General features: G+C 55.7%; 10 protein-coding genes, 4 tRNA genes, 2 rRNA genes and 1 pseudogene (1 of these 17 running past the window's edge). All 17 read left to right on the top strand.

What is annotated here, in order from left to right; genetic code table 11:
• A 23S ribosomal RNA gene (locus RS887_RS08725) occupies window positions 1-1,754 on the top strand; it begins 1,138 nt to the left of the window's first position.
• Window positions 1,755-1,916: 162 nt separating this feature from the next.
• A 5S ribosomal RNA gene (gene rrf / locus RS887_RS08720) occupies window positions 1,917-2,032 on the top strand.
• Window positions 2,033-2,168: 136 nt separating this feature from the next.
• Window positions 2,169-3,128: a bifunctional biotin--[acetyl-CoA-carboxylase] ligase/biotin operon repressor BirA gene (gene birA, locus RS887_RS08715; RefSeq protein ID WP_322615047.1), complete on the top strand. Its 960-nt coding sequence runs from the start codon at window positions 2,169-2,171 to the stop codon at window positions 3,126-3,128.
• Window positions 3,118-3,867, top strand: coding sequence for a pantothenate kinase (locus tag RS887_RS08710; protein WP_322615046.1), 750 nt, complete (start codon window positions 3,118-3,120; stop codon window positions 3,865-3,867). Before birA ends, RS887_RS08710 begins: the two co-directional genes overlap by 11 nt.
• Window positions 3,868-3,874: 7 nt before the next feature.
• Window positions 3,875-4,309: pseudogene (locus RS887_RS08705) on the top strand (hypothetical protein).
• Between the two features lie 143 nt (window positions 4,310-4,452).
• Window positions 4,453-4,537: transfer RNA gene (locus tag RS887_RS08700), tRNA-Tyr, on the top strand.
• A 24-nt stretch (window positions 4,538-4,561) separates the two neighbouring features.
• Window positions 4,562-4,635 (top strand) — tRNA-Gly (locus RS887_RS08695).
• 26 nt (window positions 4,636-4,661) lie between these two features.
• A tRNA-Thr gene (locus RS887_RS08690) sits at window positions 4,662-4,737 on the top strand.
• A 175-nt stretch (window positions 4,738-4,912) separates the two neighbouring features.
• Window positions 4,913-4,988: transfer RNA gene (locus RS887_RS08685), tRNA-Trp, on the top strand.
• A 45-nt stretch (window positions 4,989-5,033) separates the two neighbouring features.
• The gene (secE, locus tag RS887_RS08680) at window positions 5,034-5,402 is read left to right on the top strand and encodes a preprotein translocase subunit SecE (protein ID WP_008018201.1); all 369 of its coding nucleotides are present in this window, start codon (window positions 5,034-5,036) and stop codon (window positions 5,400-5,402) included.
• A gap of 9 nt (window positions 5,403-5,411) precedes the next feature.
• On the top strand, window positions 5,412-5,945 hold the full coding sequence (nusG, locus tag RS887_RS08675) for a transcription termination/antitermination protein NusG (RefSeq protein ID WP_007984405.1): 534 nt from the start codon (window positions 5,412-5,414) through the stop codon (window positions 5,943-5,945).
• A 117-nt stretch (window positions 5,946-6,062) separates the two neighbouring features.
• A complete protein-coding gene (gene rplK, locus RS887_RS08670; protein WP_007933726.1) occupies window positions 6,063-6,494 on the top strand; it encodes a 50S ribosomal protein L11 in 432 nt (143 codons plus the stop codon).
• Complete coding sequence (rplA, locus tag RS887_RS08665) at window positions 6,494-7,189, top strand: 50S ribosomal protein L1 (protein ID WP_003186095.1); 696 nt, start codon at window positions 6,494-6,496, stop codon at window positions 7,187-7,189. The genes rplK and rplA overlap by 1 nt, the downstream gene beginning before the upstream one ends.
• Window positions 7,190-7,387: 198 nt before the next feature.
• On the top strand, window positions 7,388-7,888 hold the full coding sequence (gene rplJ / locus RS887_RS08660) for a 50S ribosomal protein L10 (RefSeq protein WP_007970413.1): 501 nt from the start codon (window positions 7,388-7,390) through the stop codon (window positions 7,886-7,888).
• A 75-nt stretch (window positions 7,889-7,963) separates the two neighbouring features.
• Window positions 7,964-8,329 (top strand): 50S ribosomal protein L7/L12, encoded by a 366-nt coding sequence (gene rplL / locus RS887_RS08655; RefSeq protein ID WP_007970414.1) that lies wholly within the window; start codon window positions 7,964-7,966, stop codon window positions 8,327-8,329.
• A 220-nt stretch (window positions 8,330-8,549) separates the two neighbouring features.
• A complete protein-coding gene (gene rpoB / locus RS887_RS08650; protein WP_008018199.1) occupies window positions 8,550-12,623 on the top strand; it encodes a DNA-directed RNA polymerase subunit beta in 4,074 nt (1,357 codons plus the stop codon).
• Between the two features lie 64 nt (window positions 12,624-12,687).
• Window positions 12,688-16,887 carry a DNA-directed RNA polymerase subunit beta' gene (gene rpoC / locus RS887_RS08645; protein ID WP_008018198.1) on the top strand — a complete coding sequence of 1,400 codons (4,200 nt, stop codon included), beginning with the start codon at window positions 12,688-12,690 and terminating at the stop codon, window positions 16,885-16,887.
• Window positions 16,888-17,093: the final 206 nt, after the last annotated feature.

Raw genomic sequence — 17,093 nt, 5'->3', positions numbered from 1 at the left:
ATACACCGAAGCTACGGGTATCACGTAAGTGATGCGGTAGAGGAGCGTTCTGTAAGCCTGTGAAGGTGAGTTGAGAAGCTTGCTGGAGGTATCAGAAGTGCGAATGCTGACATGAGTAACGACAATGGGTGTGAAAAACACCCACGCCGAAAGACCAAGGTTTCCTGCGCAACGTTAATCGACGCAGGGTTAGTCGGTCCCTAAGGCGAGGCTGAAAAGCGTAGTCGATGGAAAACAGGTTAATATTCCTGTACTTCTGGTTATTGCGATGGAGGGACGGAGAAGGCTAGGCCAGCTTGGCGTTGGTTGTCCAAGTTTAAGGTGGTAGGCTGAGATCTTAGGTAAATCCGGGATCTTAAGGCCGAGAGCTGATGACGAGTTACCCTTTGGGTGACGAAGTGGTTGATGCCATGCTTCCAAGAAAAGCTTCTAAGCTTCAGATAACCAGGAACCGTACCCCAAACCGACACAGGTGGTTGGGTAGAGAATACCAAGGCGCTTGAGAGAACTCGGGTGAAGGAACTAGGCAAAATGGCACCGTAACTTCGGGAGAAGGTGCGCCGGTGAGGGTGAAGCATTTACTGCGTAAGCCCACGCCGGTCGAAGATACCAGGCCGCTGCGACTGTTTATTAAAAACACAGCACTCTGCAAACACGAAAGTGGACGTATAGGGTGTGACGCCTGCCCGGTGCCGGAAGGTTAATTGATGGGGTTAGCTAACGCGAAGCTCTTGATCGAAGCCCCGGTAAACGGCGGCCGTAACTATAACGGTCCTAAGGTAGCGAAATTCCTTGTCGGGTAAGTTCCGACCTGCACGAATGGCGTAACGATGGCGGCGCTGTCTCCACCCGAGACTCAGTGAAATTGAAATCGCTGTGAAGATGCAGTGTATCCGCGGCTAGACGGAAAGACCCCGTGAACCTTTACTATAGCTTTGCACTGGACTTTGAATTTGCTTGTGTAGGATAGGTGGGAGGCTTTGAAGCGTGGACGCCAGTTCGCGTGGAGCCATCCTTGAAATACCACCCTGGCAACTTTGAGGTTCTAACTCAGGTCCGTTATCCGGATCGAGGACAGTGTATGGTGGGTAGTTTGACTGGGGCGGTCTCCTCCTAAAGAGTAACGGAGGAGTACGAAGGTGCGCTCAGACCGGTCGGAAATCGGTCGTAGAGTATAAAGGCAAAAGCGCGCTTGACTGCGAGACAGACACGTCGAGCAGGTACGAAAGTAGGTCTTAGTGATCCGGTGGTTCTGTATGGAAGGGCCATCGCTCAACGGATAAAAGGTACTCCGGGGATAACAGGCTGATACCGCCCAAGAGTTCATATCGACGGCGGTGTTTGGCACCTCGATGTCGGCTCATCACATCCTGGGGCTGAAGCCGGTCCCAAGGGTATGGCTGTTCGCCATTTAAAGTGGTACGCGAGCTGGGTTTAGAACGTCGTGAGACAGTTCGGTCCCTATCTGCCGTGGACGTTTGAGATTTGAGAGGGGCTGCTCCTAGTACGAGAGGACCGGAGTGGACGAACCTCTGGTGTTCCGGTTGTCACGCCAGTGGCATTGCCGGGTAGCTATGTTCGGAAAAGATAACCGCTGAAAGCATCTAAGCGGGAAACTTGCCTCAAGATGAGATCTCACTGGGACCTTGAGTCCCCTGAAGGGCCGTCGAAGACTACGACGTTGATAGGTTGGGTGTGTAAGCGCTGTGAGGCGTTGAGCTAACCAATACTAATTGCCCGTGAGGCTTGACCATATAACACCCAAGCAATTTGCTGCTCCTAGTTGAAGAAACGAAAGAGGCCAGATTGCGGTGTGTGAAGACGCAATGAACCGAAAGTTTGCACAACACACAAATCTATCGCATACCCAATTTGCTGAAGCGAGACCAACTGGTCACGACTCAGTACCCGAATTTCTTGACGACCATAGAGCGTTGGAACCACCTGATCCCATCCCGAACTCAGCAGTGAAACGATGCATCGCCGATGGTAGTGTGGGGTTTCCCCATGTGAGAGTAGGTCATCGTCAAGATTAAATTCCGAAACCCCTATCTGCGTACGCAGGTAGGGGTTTTGTTTTTGTCCGCGAGAAATCCGTAACGTCGGGTTTCTATGCAAGTGCTCGGGGCGTGGCTATCATGCGGGCCTCATTGTGAGGCGAGACTTGCATGCTGACGTTGTTAGAGCTTCTTAAAGATGGCCGATTCCATTCGGGTCAGGCACTGGGCGCTGCCTTGGGCATCAGTCGCAGTGCGGTATGGAAGCAGCTCCAGCATTTGGAGGCTGAGCTGGGTCTTGCCATTTATAAAGTCAGGGGGCGGGGCTATCAATTGGCGACGCCGCTGACATTGCTTGATCCTGCCGAGATCGGGCGACTTGCGCCTTCTTGTGACTGGCCTGTCCTGGTCTTCGACTCCATCGACTCCACCAATGCCGAGGCGCTGCGTGCTATCGAGCGGCTCCAGGCTGCGCCTTTCCTGGTGCTGGCTGAGCGGCAGACTGCCGGGCGCGGGCGGCGTGGGCGCAAGTGGGCGAGTCCTTTCGCTGAAAACGTCTATTACAGCCTGGTACTGCGTATCGACGGTGGAATGCGTCAGCTCGAAGGTTTGAGTCTTGTTGTCGGGCTTGCCGTCCTGCAGGCCTTGCGCGAGCTTGGTGTTCCTGGGGTGGGATTGAAATGGCCGAATGATGTCCTGGTCGGCCAGAAGAAAATTGCCGGGATATTGCTCGAGCTGGTCGGCGATCCTGCTGATGTGTGTCACGTGGTGCTGGGTGTCGGTATAAACGTGAACATGCAGATGACCGATGAGGTGGACCAGCAGTGGACGTCCATGCGTCTGGAGTCGGGTAGGATGTTTGATCGCAATCACCTGGTGGCAACGCTTGGAGTGATGCTGCAGAGATACTTGGTGCGTCATCAGGCTGGTGGGTTTTCATCGGTCCAGGCGGAGTGGGAGCAAAATCATCTATGGCAAGGGTGTGCAGTCTCATTGATTGCGGGCGTTAACCAGATAGATGGCGAAGTGCTGGGTATTGATAGTCAGGGCGCCTTGCGCTTGAAGGTGGATGGTGTGGAAAAAGTCTTCAGTGGCGGCGAGCTGAGTCTGAGGTTGCGTCATGATTCTTGAGCTCGACTGTGGCAACAGCTTTATCAAGTGGCGCGTGCTCGATGCGAATGCCCGGCTGGTGGTGGGGGAGGGGGTTGTCGATTCTGACCTCGCGTTGCTCGCGGATTTGAAGGCGCTCCAGGGGCTTGCTCTCAAGCATTGCCGATTGGTCAGTGTAAGGACTGTCGAAGAAACCGGGGTGTTGATCGCTCTGTTGAAGGAGTCCTTCGATGTGTCGGTCGTCAGTGCGTCGCCCGCGCGGGAAATGTCCGGGGTCCGTAACGGCTATGAGGAGTTTGAGAAGCTGGGCCTCGATCGTTGGCTGGCCTTGCTTGGCGGATTCCATTTGGCAGGCGGCGCGTGCCTTGTGCTTGATTTCGGTACAGCCGTGACCGCGGACTTCGTTGCTGAGGATGGAGGGCATCTCGGTGGGTTCATATGCCCAGGGATGCCGTTGATGCGCAATCAGCTGCGCACGCATACCCGCAAGATTCGTTACGGTGATCTTGCTGCCGAGCGTGCTCTGGAAAGCCTCGTTCCTGGTCGCACAACCGTTGAGGCTGTCGAGCGCGGTTGCCTGTTGATGCTTCAGGGGTTTGTGCTGACTCAGCTTGAGTTGGCCCGTAGCCATTGGGGCGAGGAATTCGCTGTTTTCCTCACGGGTGGTGATGCCGCCCTGGTGTCCGGGATAGTGCCCGAGGCCAGGGTGGTTCCGGATCTGGTGTTTGTCGGCTTGGCTATGGCGTGCCCTTTGTCCTGAGGTCTTTATGCGTTGGTTGTTTCTGCTGTTGCTTGTTCTCAATGTGTTTTATTACATCTGGCATCAACAGGAGGCTCCGCTGCGCGCGAAGGATGTAACGCCCTTGAGTCTGTATCGCGGGTCTCAGCAGGATATCCGTCTGTAGAGCGAGGCGGGTGAGGCGGCCAAGGGCAAGGCAGTCCAGGCGGATTCCGGCTGTCTTTATCTGGGCGGTTTTACCCGTCAGGACGTGGCCCAGGGGCTTGAGCGCAGATTGACTGGTATGGATGTCAAGTTTCAGGCGTTGCCCCGGGGTGGCTCCGAAACTGCAGGTTATTGGCTGCGTGTGGCCCCGGAAAGCCGGCGCTGGCTGGACGATCTTCAGCTGATAAACCTTTCTAAAGAATTCAATGAGTTAAAACATAAAATAATGCCGTGCGAGGGGGTTGCACCCATCGAATAGTTTGCATAGAATGGCGCCCGCTCCACAGCGAACACCGGAAACGGTTAGCGATGTGAAGCGAGGTCAACGCAGCTAAGCTCAGGTTTTTAATGAGAAAAATGCTTGACAGAAGGCTGGCATGATGTAGAATGCCGGCTCGCTTAGGAGGGGTTCCCGAGCGGCCAAAGGGATCAGACTGTAAATCTGACGTCTACGACTTCGAAGGTTCGAATCCTTCCCCCTCCACCATTTTTAGCGAGAGCTGTAAGCCTCGCGGGTATAGTTTAGTGGTAGAACCTCAGCCTTCCAAGCTGATGATGCGGGTTCGATTCCCGCTACCCGCTCCAAGTTTACAGGTTTTGCACAGTGTTACGCTCTTGTAGCTCAGTTGGTAGAGCACACCCTTGGTAAGGGTGAGGTCAGCGGTTCAAATCCGCTCAAGAGCTCCATATAACAAGGCAGATATGAAAATATCTGCCTTTGTTTTAAGCGGTTCAGATTGCTTTTGGTTGTTCGTGGTGATGGTGGTTGTGCCACCGGTACGGATGTCGTAACCAGGGCTCCAGAGTAAGTTGTTGTAAAGTCTCCTTCAGGCCGGCATAATGGTCGGCCTGATTTTGTTTTAGGTCAGTAGCTCAATTGGCAGAGCGACGGTCTCCAAAACCGTAGGTTGGGGGTTCGATTCCCTCCTGACCTGCCAGATTCACTTGGTGTGTCTGGCTTTCTTTTCACAGGATCTTCATAGATGACTCCTAAAGCTGAAGCTCAAGGCTCTCGCTTCGATCTCCTCAAGTGGCTGGTAGTAGTCGCTCTGGTGATTGTTGGCGTTGTTGGAAATCAGTATTTCTCTGCTTCGCCGATCCTGTACCGTGTACTCGCATTGCTTGCTATTGCTGCTGTAGCTGCCTTTGTAGGCCTGCAGACTGCGAAGGGCAAGTCTTTCTTTGTACTGGTTAAGGAAGCTCGCACCGAGATTCGTAAAGTCGTGTGGCCAACTCGCCAAGAAACCACGCAGACCACCCTGATTGTGGTGGCTGTTGTCCTGGTTATGGCGTTGCTGTTGTGGGGGCTTGATTCCCTGCTCGGCTGGCTTGTTTCCTTGATCGTCGGCTAAGGGTGTCCCGTGGCTAAGCGTTGGTATGTTGTGCATGCTTACTCCGGTTACGAGAAGCATGTAATGCGCTCGCTGATCGAGCGCGTAAAGCTGGCCGGTATGGAAGATGGCTTCGGCGAGATTCTGGTTCCCACTGAAGAAGTGGTTGAAATGCGCAATGGCCAGAAGCGCAAGAGCGAACGCAAATTCTTCCCTGGCTACGTGCTGGTGCAGATGGATATGAACGAGGGTACCTGGCACTTGGTCAAGGATACTCCTCGGGTGATGGGTTTTATCGGCGGTACCGCCGACAAGCCTGCACCGATCACCGACAAAGAGGCAGAAGCGATTCTGCGCCGCGTTGCTGATGGTAGCGACAAGCCGAAGCCGAAGACGTTGTTCGAGCCGGGTGAGTCGGTACGAGTCAACGATGGGCCGTTCGCGGACTTTACCGGTGTTGTTGAAGAAGTTAACTACGAAAAGAGCCGGATCCAGGTCGCGGTGCTCATTTTCGGTCGCTCTACTCCGGTGGAGCTCGAGTTCAGTCAGGTCGAAAAGGTCTAACTGAGCAAAAATCCCAACCCCGCAGCCGTAGGCTGTGGGGTTTTGTCGTCACTGGGATAAACGCGCAAGTAACCGGGGAGCCTCTCGAGGCGTTCGAACCCGTAATTGGAGTGCCTCATGGCCAAGAAGATTACCGCTTACATCAAGCTGCAAGTGAAGGCCGCTCAGGCTAACCCAAGCCCACCTGTTGGTCCTGCTCTGGGTCAGCACGGCGTGAACATCATGGAGTTCTGCAAGGCTTTCAACGCCCGTACTCAGGGTCTTGAGCCAGGTCTGCCGACTCCAGTGATCATCACTGTCTACAGCGACCGTAGCTTCACTTTCGAAACCAAATCCACCCCTGCTTCGGTTCTGCTGAAGAAGGCGGCCGGTCTGACCAGCGGTTCCGCTCGTCCGAACACCGTTAAGGTTGGCACTGTGACTCGTGCTCAGCTGGAAGAAATCGCGAAAACCAAAAACGCGGATCTGACTGCAGCTGATATGGAAGCAGCCGTGCGTACTATCGCCGGTTCTGCTCGTAGCATGGGCCTTAACGTGGAGGGTGTGTAATGGCTAAGCTGACCAAGCGTCAAAAGGCTATCGCCGGCAAAATCGAAGCAGGCAAGGCCTACAACTTTGTAGACGCCGCTGCTCTGCTGGCCGAGCTGTCGACTGTCAAGTTCAGCGAGTCGTTCGACGTAGCTGTAAACCTGGGTGTTGACCCGCGTAAATCCGACCAGGTCGTTCGTAGCGCTACTGTGCTGCCACACGGCACTGGCAAGACTGTTCGCGTTGCTGTGTTCACCCAGGGTCCAGCTGCTGAAGCCGCTCTGGCTGCCGGCGCTGACCGCGTAGGTATGGATGACCTGGCTGCCGAAATGAAAGGCGGCGACCTGAACTATGACGTAGTGATTGCATCCCCGGATGCAATGCGCGTTGTGGGTCAGTTGGGTCAGATCCTCGGTCCACGTGGCCTGATGCCTAACCCTAAAGTCGGCACCGTAACCCCAGACGTAGCTACCGCGGTTAAAAACGCCAAGGCTGGTCAGGTTCGTTATCGCACCGACAAAAACGGCATCATCCACACTTCCGTTGGCAAGATCGGCTTCGACGCCGTCAAGCTGAAGGAAAACGTTGAAGCCCTGATCGCTGATCTGAAGCGTATCAAACCAGCTTCCTCGAAAGGCATTTACGTCAAGCGCGTTACCCTGAGCACCACTATGGGCCCAGGTCTGGTCATCGACCAAAGCTCGCTCGACGCGTAAGACACAGATTGGCGCAAGCGATTGCGCCAATTGAAAAATTGGGGTCCCTGCCTGGCGGGGGCTATCCAAGACCGTAGGCGACGCAAGTCTTAAACCACAAGCCTACGCAGATGGTGCTCCCGGTTCCTTACCGAATCAGACACCAAAACGACATCCGGTTTCGACCAGATGAAACGGTAACAAGCAGGAGTTAAACCCGTGGCAATTAAACTCGAAGACAAGAAGGCCATCGTCGCTGAAGTCAACGAGGCTGCCAAAGTCGCTCTGTCCGCTGTCGTGGCTGATGCCCGTGGCGTAACAGTAGGCGCGATGACCGGACTCCGTAAAGAGGCTCGTGAAGCTGGCGTTTACGTACGTGTCGTACGTAACACCCTGCTCAAGCGCGCTGTTGCTGACACTGAATTCAGTGTCCTCAACGACGTGTTCACTGGCCCTACCCTGATTGCGTTCTCCAAGGAACATCCAGGCGCTGCTGCCCGGATCTTCAAGGAATTCGCAAAGGGTCAGGACAAGTTCGAGATCAAGGCAGCTGCGTTCGAGGGCAAGTTCCTCGCAGCTAACCAAATCGACGTACTGGCAACTCTGCCGACCCGTGACGAAGCAATTTCTCAGCTGATGAGCGTGATTCAAGGCGCTACCAGCAAATTGGCTCGTACTCTGGCGGCAATTCGCGACCAGAAAGAAGCTGCTGCAGCCTAAGGCTCGTCAACTTCTCGCGTTTTTTGTTTTTTTCGATGGTCGCGTAGGCCGTCCCCAATATCAGGAATTAGATTCATGTCTATCTCTCAGAACGATATCCTTGAAGCCGTTGGCAACATGTCCGTAATGGAAGTTGTTGAACTGATCAAAGCTTTCGAAGAAAAATTCGGCGTTACCGCTGCTGCTGCATCGGCTGGTCCAGCTGTTGCTGCTGCCGTTGCTGAAGAGCAAACCGAATTCAACGTCATGCTGACCGAAGCTGGCGAGAAGAAAGTTAACGTGATCAAGGCTGTACGTGAACTGACCGGTCTGGGCTTGAAAGAAGCCAAGGCTGTAGTTGACGGCGCTCCTGCCATGGTTCTGGAAGCTGTTGCCAAAGACGCAGCTGACAAAGCCAAAGCAGCTCTGGAAGAAGCAGGCGCTAAAGTCGAGCTGAAGTAAGCATCGACTTTGCTCCTCCAGCCCGAGCGTTAAGCGACAGGCTGATGGCTGGTGGCTCTTGCCACCGGCCTTTTTCCGTTATTGGCAGCCGACTGGGTCGGTGCCGATAACGTGCTGTAACCACCCGATGCGGTGGCGCAAACCATGGGGTTTGCACGATTTTCTGGCTGCTCCCGTCGGGAGGGGCCAAACAAGCAGGTGACCAAGCTGGGGAACGCTGATGGCTTACTCATATACTGAGAAAAAACGTATCCGCAAGGACTTTAGCAAGTTGCCGGACGTCATGGATGTGCCGTACCTCCTGGCCATCCAGCTGGATTCGTATCGTGAATTCTTGCAAGCGGGAGCGACTAAAGATCAGTTCCGCGACGTGGGCCTGCATGCGGCCTTCAAATCCGTTTTCCCGATCATCAGCTACTCCGGCAATGCTGCGCTGGAGTACGTCGGTTATCGCCTGGGCGAACCGGCATTTGATGTCAAAGAATGCGTATTGCGCGGTGTAACTTACGCCGTACCTTTGCGGGTAAAAGTGCGCCTGATCATTTTCGACAAAGAATCGTCGAACAAAGCGATCAAGGACATCAAAGAGCAAGAAGTCTACATGGGTGAAATTCCCCTGATGACTGAAAACGGTACCTTCGTAATCAACGGTACCGAGCGTGTAATCGTTTCCCAGCTGCACCGTTCTCCGGGCGTGTTCTTCGACCACGACCGTGGCAAGACGCACAGCTCCGGTAAACTGCTGTACTCCGCGCGCATCATTCCTTACCGCGGTTCGTGGCTGGACTTCGAGTTCGACCCGAAAGACTGCGTATTCGTGCGTATCGACCGTCGTCGCAAGCTGCCTGCTTCGGTACTGCTGCGCGCGCTGGGCTATACCACTGAGGAAGTGCTGGACGCGTTCTATACCACCAACGTATTCCATGTGAAGGGCGAGACCCTGAGCCTGGAGCTGGTGCCTCAGCGCCTGCGCGGTGAAATCGCTGTCCTCGATATTCAGGATGACAAAGGCAAGGTTATTGTCGAGCAGGGTCGTCGTATCACCGCTCGCCACATCAACCAGCTGGAGAAAGCCGGGATCAAAGAGCTGGATGTGCCACTGGACTACGTCCTGGGTCGCACAACCGCCAAGGTCATCGTGCATCCGGCAACCGGCGAAATCCTGGCAGAGTGCAACACTGAGCTGAACACCGAGATCCTGGCGAAAATCGCCAAGGCCGGCGTTGTTCGCATCGAAACTCTGTACACCAACGATATCGACTGCGGTCCGTTCGTCTCCGACACCTTGAAGATCGACTCCACCAGCAACCAACTGGAAGCGCTGGTCGAGATCTATCGCATGATGCGTCCTGGCGAGCCGCCAACCAAAGACGCTGCCGAGACCCTGTTCAACAATCTGTTCTTCAGCCCTGAGCGCTATGACCTTTCTGCGGTCGGCCGGATGAAGTTCAACCGTCGTATCGGTCGTACCGAGATCGAAGGTTCGGGCGTGCTGTGCAAGGAAGACATCGTCGCGGTACTGAAGACCCTGGTCGACATCCGTAACGGTAAAGGCATCGTCGATGACATCGACCACCTGGGTAACCGTCGTGTTCGCTGCGTAGGCGAAATGGCCGAGAACCAGTTCCGCGTTGGCCTGGTACGTGTTGAGCGTGCGGTCAAAGAGCGTCTGTCGATGGCTGAAAGCGAAGGCCTGATGCCGCAAGACCTGATCAACGCCAAGCCAGTGGCTGCGGCGGTGAAGGAGTTCTTCGGTTCCAGCCAGCTGTCCCAGTTCATGGACCAGAACAACCCGCTGTCCGAGATCACCCACAAGCGTCGTGTTTCTGCACTCGGCCCTGGCGGTTTGACTCGTGAGCGCGCCGGCTTTGAAGTGCGTGACGTACACCCGACTCACTACGGTCGTGTATGCCCGATTGAAACGCCGGAAGGTCCGAACATCGGTCTGATCAACTCCCTGGCCGCTTATGCGCGCACCAACCAGTACGGCTTCCTGGAAAGCCCGTACCGTGTGGTGAAAGACGCTCTGGTCACCGACGAGATCGTGTTCCTGTCCGCCATCGAAGAAGCCGATCACGTGATCGCTCAGGCTTCGGCCACGATGAACGACAAGAAAGTCCTGATCGACGAGCTGGTAGCTGTTCGTCACCTGAACGAATTCACCGTCAAGGCGCCGGAAGACGTCACTTTGATGGACGTATCGCCGAAGCAGGTAGTTTCGGTTGCTGCGTCGCTGATTCCGTTCCTCGAGCACGACGACGCCAACCGTGCGTTGATGGGTTCGAACATGCAGCGTCAAGCTGTACCAACCCTGCGTGCCGACAAGCCGCTGGTAGGTACCGGCATGGAGCGTAACGTAGCCCGTGACTCCGGCGTTTGCGTCGTGGCTCGTCGTGGCGGCGTGATCGACTCCGTCGACGCCAGCCGTATCGTGGTTCGTGTTGCCGATGACGAAGTAGAAACCGGTGAAGCTGGTGTCGACATCTACAACCTGACCAAATACACCCGCTCCAACCAGAACACCTGCATCAACCAGCGTCCGCTGGTGCGTAAGGGTGATCGGGTTCAGCGTAGCGACATCATGGCCGACGGCCCGTCCACCGACATGGGTGAACTGGCACTGGGTCAGAACATGCGCATCGCGTTCATGGCATGGAACGGCTTCAACTTCGAAGACTCCATCTGCCTGTCCGAGCGTGTGGTTCAGGAAGACCGTTTCACCACGATCCACATCCAGGAACTGACCTGTGTGGCGCGTGACACCAAGCTTGGCCCAGAGGAAATCACTGCCGACATCCCGAACGTGGGTGAAGCGGCGCTGAACAAGCTGGACGAAGCCGGTATCGTTTACGTAGGTGCTGAAGTTGGCGCAGGCGACATCCTGGTCGGTAAGGTCACTCCGAAAGGCGAGACTCAACTGACTCCGGAAGAAAAACTGCTGCGTGCGATCTTCGGTGAAAAAGCCAGTGACGTTAAAGACACCTCCCTGCGCGTACCTACCGGTACCAAAGGTACTGTCATCGACGTACAGGTCTTCACCCGCGACGGCGTTGAGCGTGATGCTCGTGCCCTGTCGATCGAGAAGTCCCAGCTGGACGAGATCCGCAAGGACCTGAACGAAGAGTTCCGTATCGTTGAAGGTGCCACTTTCGAACGTCTGCGCTCCGCTCTGGTCGGCCACAAAGCCGAAGGCGGCGCCGGTCTGAAGAAAGGCCAGGACATCACCGACGAGGTACTCGACGGTCTTGAGCACGGTCAGTGGTTCAAACTGCGCATGGCTGAAGATGCTCTGAACGAGCAGCTCGAGAAGGCCCAGGCCTACATCGTTGATCGTCGCCGTCTGCTGGACGACAAGTTCGAAGACAAGAAGCGCAAACTGCAGCAGGGCGATGACCTGGCTCCAGGCGTGCTGAAAATCGTCAAGGTTTACCTGGCAATCCGTCGTCGCATCCAGCCAGGCGACAAGATGGCCGGTCGTCACGGTAACAAGGGTGTGGTCTCCGTGATCATGCCGGTTGAAGACATGCCGCACGATGCCAATGGCACCCCGGTCGACGTCGTCCTCAACCCGTTGGGCGTACCTTCGCGTATGAACGTCGGTCAGATCCTTGAAACCCACCTGGGCCTCGCGGCCAAAGGTCTGGGCGAGAAGATCAACCGTATGGTTGAAGAGCAGCGCAAGGTTGCCGAGCTGCGTAAGTTCCTGCACGAGATCTACAACGAGATCGGCGGTCGTCAGGAAAGCCTCGATGACTTCTCGGACCAGGAAATCCTGGATCTGGCTCAAAACCTGCGTGGCGGCGTTCCAATGGCCACTCCAGTGTTCGACGGTGCCAAGGAAAGCGAAATCAAGGCCATGCTGAAACTGGCAGACCTGCCAGAAAGCGGCCAGATGCAGCTGACCGACGGCCGTACCGGCAACAAGTTCGAGCGCCCGGTTACCGTTGGCTACATGTACATGCTGAAGCTGAACCACTTGGTAGACGACAAGATGCACGCTCGTTCTACCGGTTCGTACAGCCTGGTTACCCAGCAGCCGCTGGGTGGTAAGGCGCAGTTCGGTGGTCAGCGTTTCGGGGAGATGGAGGTCTGGGCACTGGAAGCATACGGTGCTGCTTACACTCTGCAAGAAATGCTCACAGTGAAGTCGGACGATGTGAACGGCCGGACCAAGATGTACAAAAACATCGTGGACGGCGATCACCGTATGGAGCCGGGCATGCCCGAGTCCTTCAACGTGTTGATCAAGGAAATTCGTTCCCTCGGCATCGATATCGATCTGGAAACCGAATAACACGTGACGCGAATCGAGAGCGGGGCAGGATTGCCCGCTCTCTGCTCCGCCAGGAGGAAAGGCCTTGAAAGACCTACTGAATTTGCTGAAAAACCAGGGTCAAGTCGAAGAGTTCGACGCCATCCGTATCGGATTGGCATCGCCTGAGATGATCCGTTCATGGTCGTTCGGTGAAGTTAAAAAGCCGGAAACCATCAACTACCGTACGTTCAAACCCGAGCGTGACGGCCTGTTCTGCGCCAAGATCTTTGGCCCGGTAAAGGATTACGAGTGCCTGTGCGGTAAGTACAAGCGCTTGAAGCACCGTGGCGTAATCTGCGAGAAGTGCGGCGTTGAAGTCGCGCTGGCAAAAGTTCGTCGTGAGCGCATGGCGCACATCGAACTGGCCTCGCCGGTTGCTCACATCTGGTTCCTGAAATCGCTGCCGTCCCGTATCGGCTTGCTGATGGACATGACCCTGCGTGATATCGAGCGCGTTCTCTACTTCGAGAGCTACGTCGTTATCGATCCAGGCATGACCACCCTTGAGAAAGGTCAGCTGCTGAACGATGAGCAGTACTTCGAAGCGCTGGAAGAGTTCGGCGACGATTTCGATGCCCGCATGGGTGCCGAAGCTGTCCGCGAACTGCTGCACGCTATCGACCTGGAGCACGAGATTGGCCGTCTGCGTGAAGAAATTCCGCAAACCAACTCCGAAACCAAGATCAAGAAGCTGTCCAAGCGTCTGAAGTTGATGGAAGCCTTCCAGGGTTCCGGCAACCTGCCAGAGTGGATGGTGCTGACCGTTTTGCCGGTTCTGCCGCCAGATCTGCGTCCACTGGTCCCGCTGGATGGCGGTCGCTTCGCGACTTCCGACCTCAACGATCTGTATCGTCGAGTGATCAACCGTAACAACCGTTTGAAGCGCCTGCTGGATCTTTCCGCTCCGGACATCATCGTGCGCAACGAAAAGCGTATGTTGCAGGAAGCCGTCGACGCACTGCTCGACAACGGTCGTCGTGGCCGCGCTATCACCGGTTCCAACAAGCGTCCTCTGAAATCCCTGGCTGACATGATCAAGGGTAAGCAGGGTCGTTTCCGTCAGAACTTGCTCGGTAAGCGTGTTGACTACTCCGGCCGTTCGGTAATTACCGTAGGTCCGACCCTGCGTCTGCACCAGTGCGGTCTGCCGAAGAAGATGGCTCTCGAGCTGTTCAAGCCGTTCATTTTCGGCAAGCTGGAAATGCGTGGTCTCGCGACCACCATCAAGGCTGCCAAGAAGATGGTCGAGCGCGAGCTGCCGGAAGTTTGGGACGTTCTCGCTGAAGTGATTCGCGAACACCCGGTTCTTCTCAACCGTGCACCGACCCTTCACCGTCTGGGTATCCAGGCGTTTGAACCGGTTCTGATCGAAGGCAAGGCTATCCAGCTGCACCCTCTGGTCTGCGCCGCGTACAACGCCGACTTCGACGGCGACCAAATGGCCGTGCACGTACCGCTGACGCTGGAAGCCCAGCTGGAAGCGCGTGCGTTGATGATGTCGACCAACAACATCCTGTCGCCAGCCAACGGTGAGCCAATCATCGTTCCGTCGCAGGACGTTGTATTGGGTCTGTACTACATGACGCGTGAAGCGATCAACGCCAAGGGCGAAGGTCGTGTATTCGCGGATCTGCAGGAAGTTGACCGTGTGTTCCGTGCCGGCGAAGCCGCACTGCACGCCAAGGTTAAAGTCCGGATCAACGAAACCGTCAACGACCGTGATGGCGGCAGCGTGACCAACACCCGTATCGTCGACACCACTGTCGGCCGTGCGCTGTTGTTCCAGGTTGTGCCAAAAGGTCTGTCGTACGACGTCGTCAACCTGCCGATGAAGAAAAAGGCGATCTCCAAGCTGATCAACCAGTGCTACCGCGTGGTTGGTCTGAAAGAGACCGTGATCTTCGCTGACCAGTTGATGTACACCGGTTTTGCCTATTCGACCATTTCCGGCGTTTCCATCGGTGTTAACGACTTCGTTATCCCGGATGAAAAAGCCCGCATCATCGGTGCAGCCACCGACGAAGTGAAAGAGATCGAAAGTCAGTACGCCTCCGGCCTGGTAACCCAGGGCGAGAAGTACAACAAAGTGATCGACCTTTGGTCGAAAGCGAACGACGAAGTCTCCAAGGCGATGATGGCCAACCTCTCGAAAGAGAAGGTCATCGACCGTCATGGCGTCGAAGTCGATCAGGAATCCTTCAACTCGATGTACATGATGGCTGACTCGGGTGCGCGGGGTTCCGCAGCACAGATTCGTCAGCTGGCCGGTATGCGTGGCCTGATGGCCAAGCCGGACGGTTCCATCATTGAAACGCCGATTACTGCGAACTTTCGTGAAGGTTTGAGCGTACTTCAGTACTTCATCTCCACTCACGGTGCTCGTAAAGGTCTGGCGGATACCGCGTTGAAAACGGCGAACTCGGGTTACCTGACTCGTCGTCTGGTAGACGTGGCGCAGGATCTGGTTGTAACCGAGATCGATTGCGGCACCGAACACGGTCTGCTGATGACTCCGCACATTGAAGGCGGTGACGTTGTAGAGCCGCTGGGTGAGCGCGTATTGGGTCGTGTTATCGCCCGTGACGTATTCAAGCCAGGTACCGAGGACGTCATCGTTCCTGCCGGCACCCTGGTAGACGAGAAGTGGGTCGAGTTCATCGAGCTGAACAGCATCGACGAAGTGATCGTGCGTTCGCCGATCAGCTGCGAAACCCGCTACGGCATTTGCGCCAAGTGCTACGGCCGTGATCTGGCTCGTGGTCACCAGGTGAACATCGGTGAAGCGGTTGGCGTTATCGCTGCCCAGTCCATCGGTGAGCCGGGTACCCAGCTGACGATGCGTACGTTCCACATCGGTGGTGCGGCAAGCCGGACGTCCGCAGCCGACAGCGTTCAGGTGAAGAATGGCGGTACCGTCCGTCTGCATAACCTGAAGCACGTTGAGCGAGTGGATGGTCACCTGGTTGCTGTGTCCCGTTCCGGTGAGCTGGCCATCGCTGATGACTTCGGTCGTGAGCGTGAGCGTTACAAGCTGCCGTACGGTGCTGTGATTTCGGTCAAGGAAGGTGACAAGGTCGACGCTGGCGCAATCGTGGCCAAGTGGGATCCGCACACTCACCCGATCGTTACCGAAATGAAAGGTACCGTGACCTACGTGGGCATGGAAGAAGGCATCACGATCAAGCGTCAGACTGACGAATTGACCGGTATGACCAACATTGAAGTACTCGACGCCAAAGATCGTCCAGCTGCCGGTAAGGATATCCGTCCTGCCGTGAAGATGGTCGACGACAACGGCAAGGATCTGTTGCTGCCAGGCACTGACGTTATCGCTCAGTACTTCCTGCCAGCCAACGCCCTGGTCGGTGTAGCGGACGGTGCGAAGATCGCGATCGGTGATGTTATCGCTCGTATCCCGCAAGAAACTTCGAAGACCCGTGACATCACCGGTGGTCTGCCGCGTGTTGCCGACCTGTTCGAAGCCCGTCGTCCGAAAGAAGCGTCGATTCTGGCAGAAGTCAGCGGCACCATCGCGTTCGGTAAAGAGACCAAGGGCAAGCGCCGTCTGGTCATTACCCCGAACGACGGTAGCGATCCGTACGAAGAGCTGATTCCGAAGTGGCGTCACCTGAACGTGTTCGAAGGCGAACAGGTAAACCGCGGCGAAGTTATCTCCGACGGTCCGAGCGATCCACACGACATCCTGCGTCTGCTGGGTGTGAGTGCGCTGGCCAAGTACATTGTTAACGAGATCCAGGACGTTTACCGTCTGCAAGGCGTGAAGATCAACGACAAGCACATCGAGACCATCCTGCGTCAGATGCTGCGTAAAGTTGAGATCGCTGAATCCGGCGATTCCAGTTTCATCAAGGGCGACCAGATGGAATTGACTCACGTTCTGGTAGAGAACGAGCGTTTGAGCAACGAAGACAAATTTGTCTCCAAGTTCACTCGCGTTCTGCTGGGTATCACCAAGGCGTCGTTGTCCACCGAATCGTTCATCTCGGCGGCTTCCTTCCAGGAAACCACTCGCGTACTGACCGAAGCGGCGGTAACCGGCAAGCGCGATTACCTGCGCGGCCTGAAAGAAAACGTTGTCGTGGGTCGTCTGATCCCGGCGGGTACCGGCCTGGCTTATCACAGCGAGCGTAAGCGCCGCCGTGATGCAGACAAGCCGTTGCGCGTAAGCGCCAGTGAAGTGGAAGCTGCACTGACCGAAGCGCTGAACTTGAGCGGTAACTGAGTTCTGCGGTAAATGAGTGTGAGGCCCTGGTCGCTCCGTTCATCGAATCGAGACAATTTGTCGAGATTGGATGAGCGAGGGAGGGCGGCCTTGCCTTGACTGGGGGCAAGATCCTCTTTAGACTCTTGTACCCCTAAATTTGGCGGGAACTCGTTCCTGCCATTTTGCTTTTCTTGCAAGACAATAGCGTCGCAAGACAACAGTGG

Source organism: Pseudomonas sp. BIC9C (assembly GCF_034541995.1).
Taxonomy (GTDB): Bacteria; Pseudomonadota; Gammaproteobacteria; order Pseudomonadales; family Pseudomonadaceae; genus Aquipseudomonas; species Aquipseudomonas fluorescens_CC.
This window is presented reverse-complemented; position numbering and strand designations above follow the sequence as displayed.

Coding starts and splice junctions, on each gene's coding strand:
- birA (WP_322615047.1), top strand. CDS start 2,169: ATGCTGACGTTGTTAGAGCTTCTTAAAGATGGCCGATTCCATTCGGGT.
- RS887_RS08710 (WP_322615046.1), top strand. CDS start 3,118: ATGATTCTTGAGCTCGACTGTGGCAACAGCTTTATCAAGTGGCGCGTG.
- secE (WP_008018201.1), top strand. CDS start 5,034: ATGACTCCTAAAGCTGAAGCTCAAGGCTCTCGCTTCGATCTCCTCAAG.
- rplK (WP_007933726.1), top strand. CDS start 6,063: ATGGCCAAGAAGATTACCGCTTACATCAAGCTGCAAGTGAAGGCCGCT.
- rplA (WP_003186095.1), top strand. CDS start 6,494: ATGGCTAAGCTGACCAAGCGTCAAAAGGCTATCGCCGGCAAAATCGAA.
- rplL (WP_007970414.1), top strand. CDS start 7,964: ATGTCTATCTCTCAGAACGATATCCTTGAAGCCGTTGGCAACATGTCC.
- rpoB (WP_008018199.1), top strand. CDS start 8,550: ATGGCTTACTCATATACTGAGAAAAAACGTATCCGCAAGGACTTTAGC.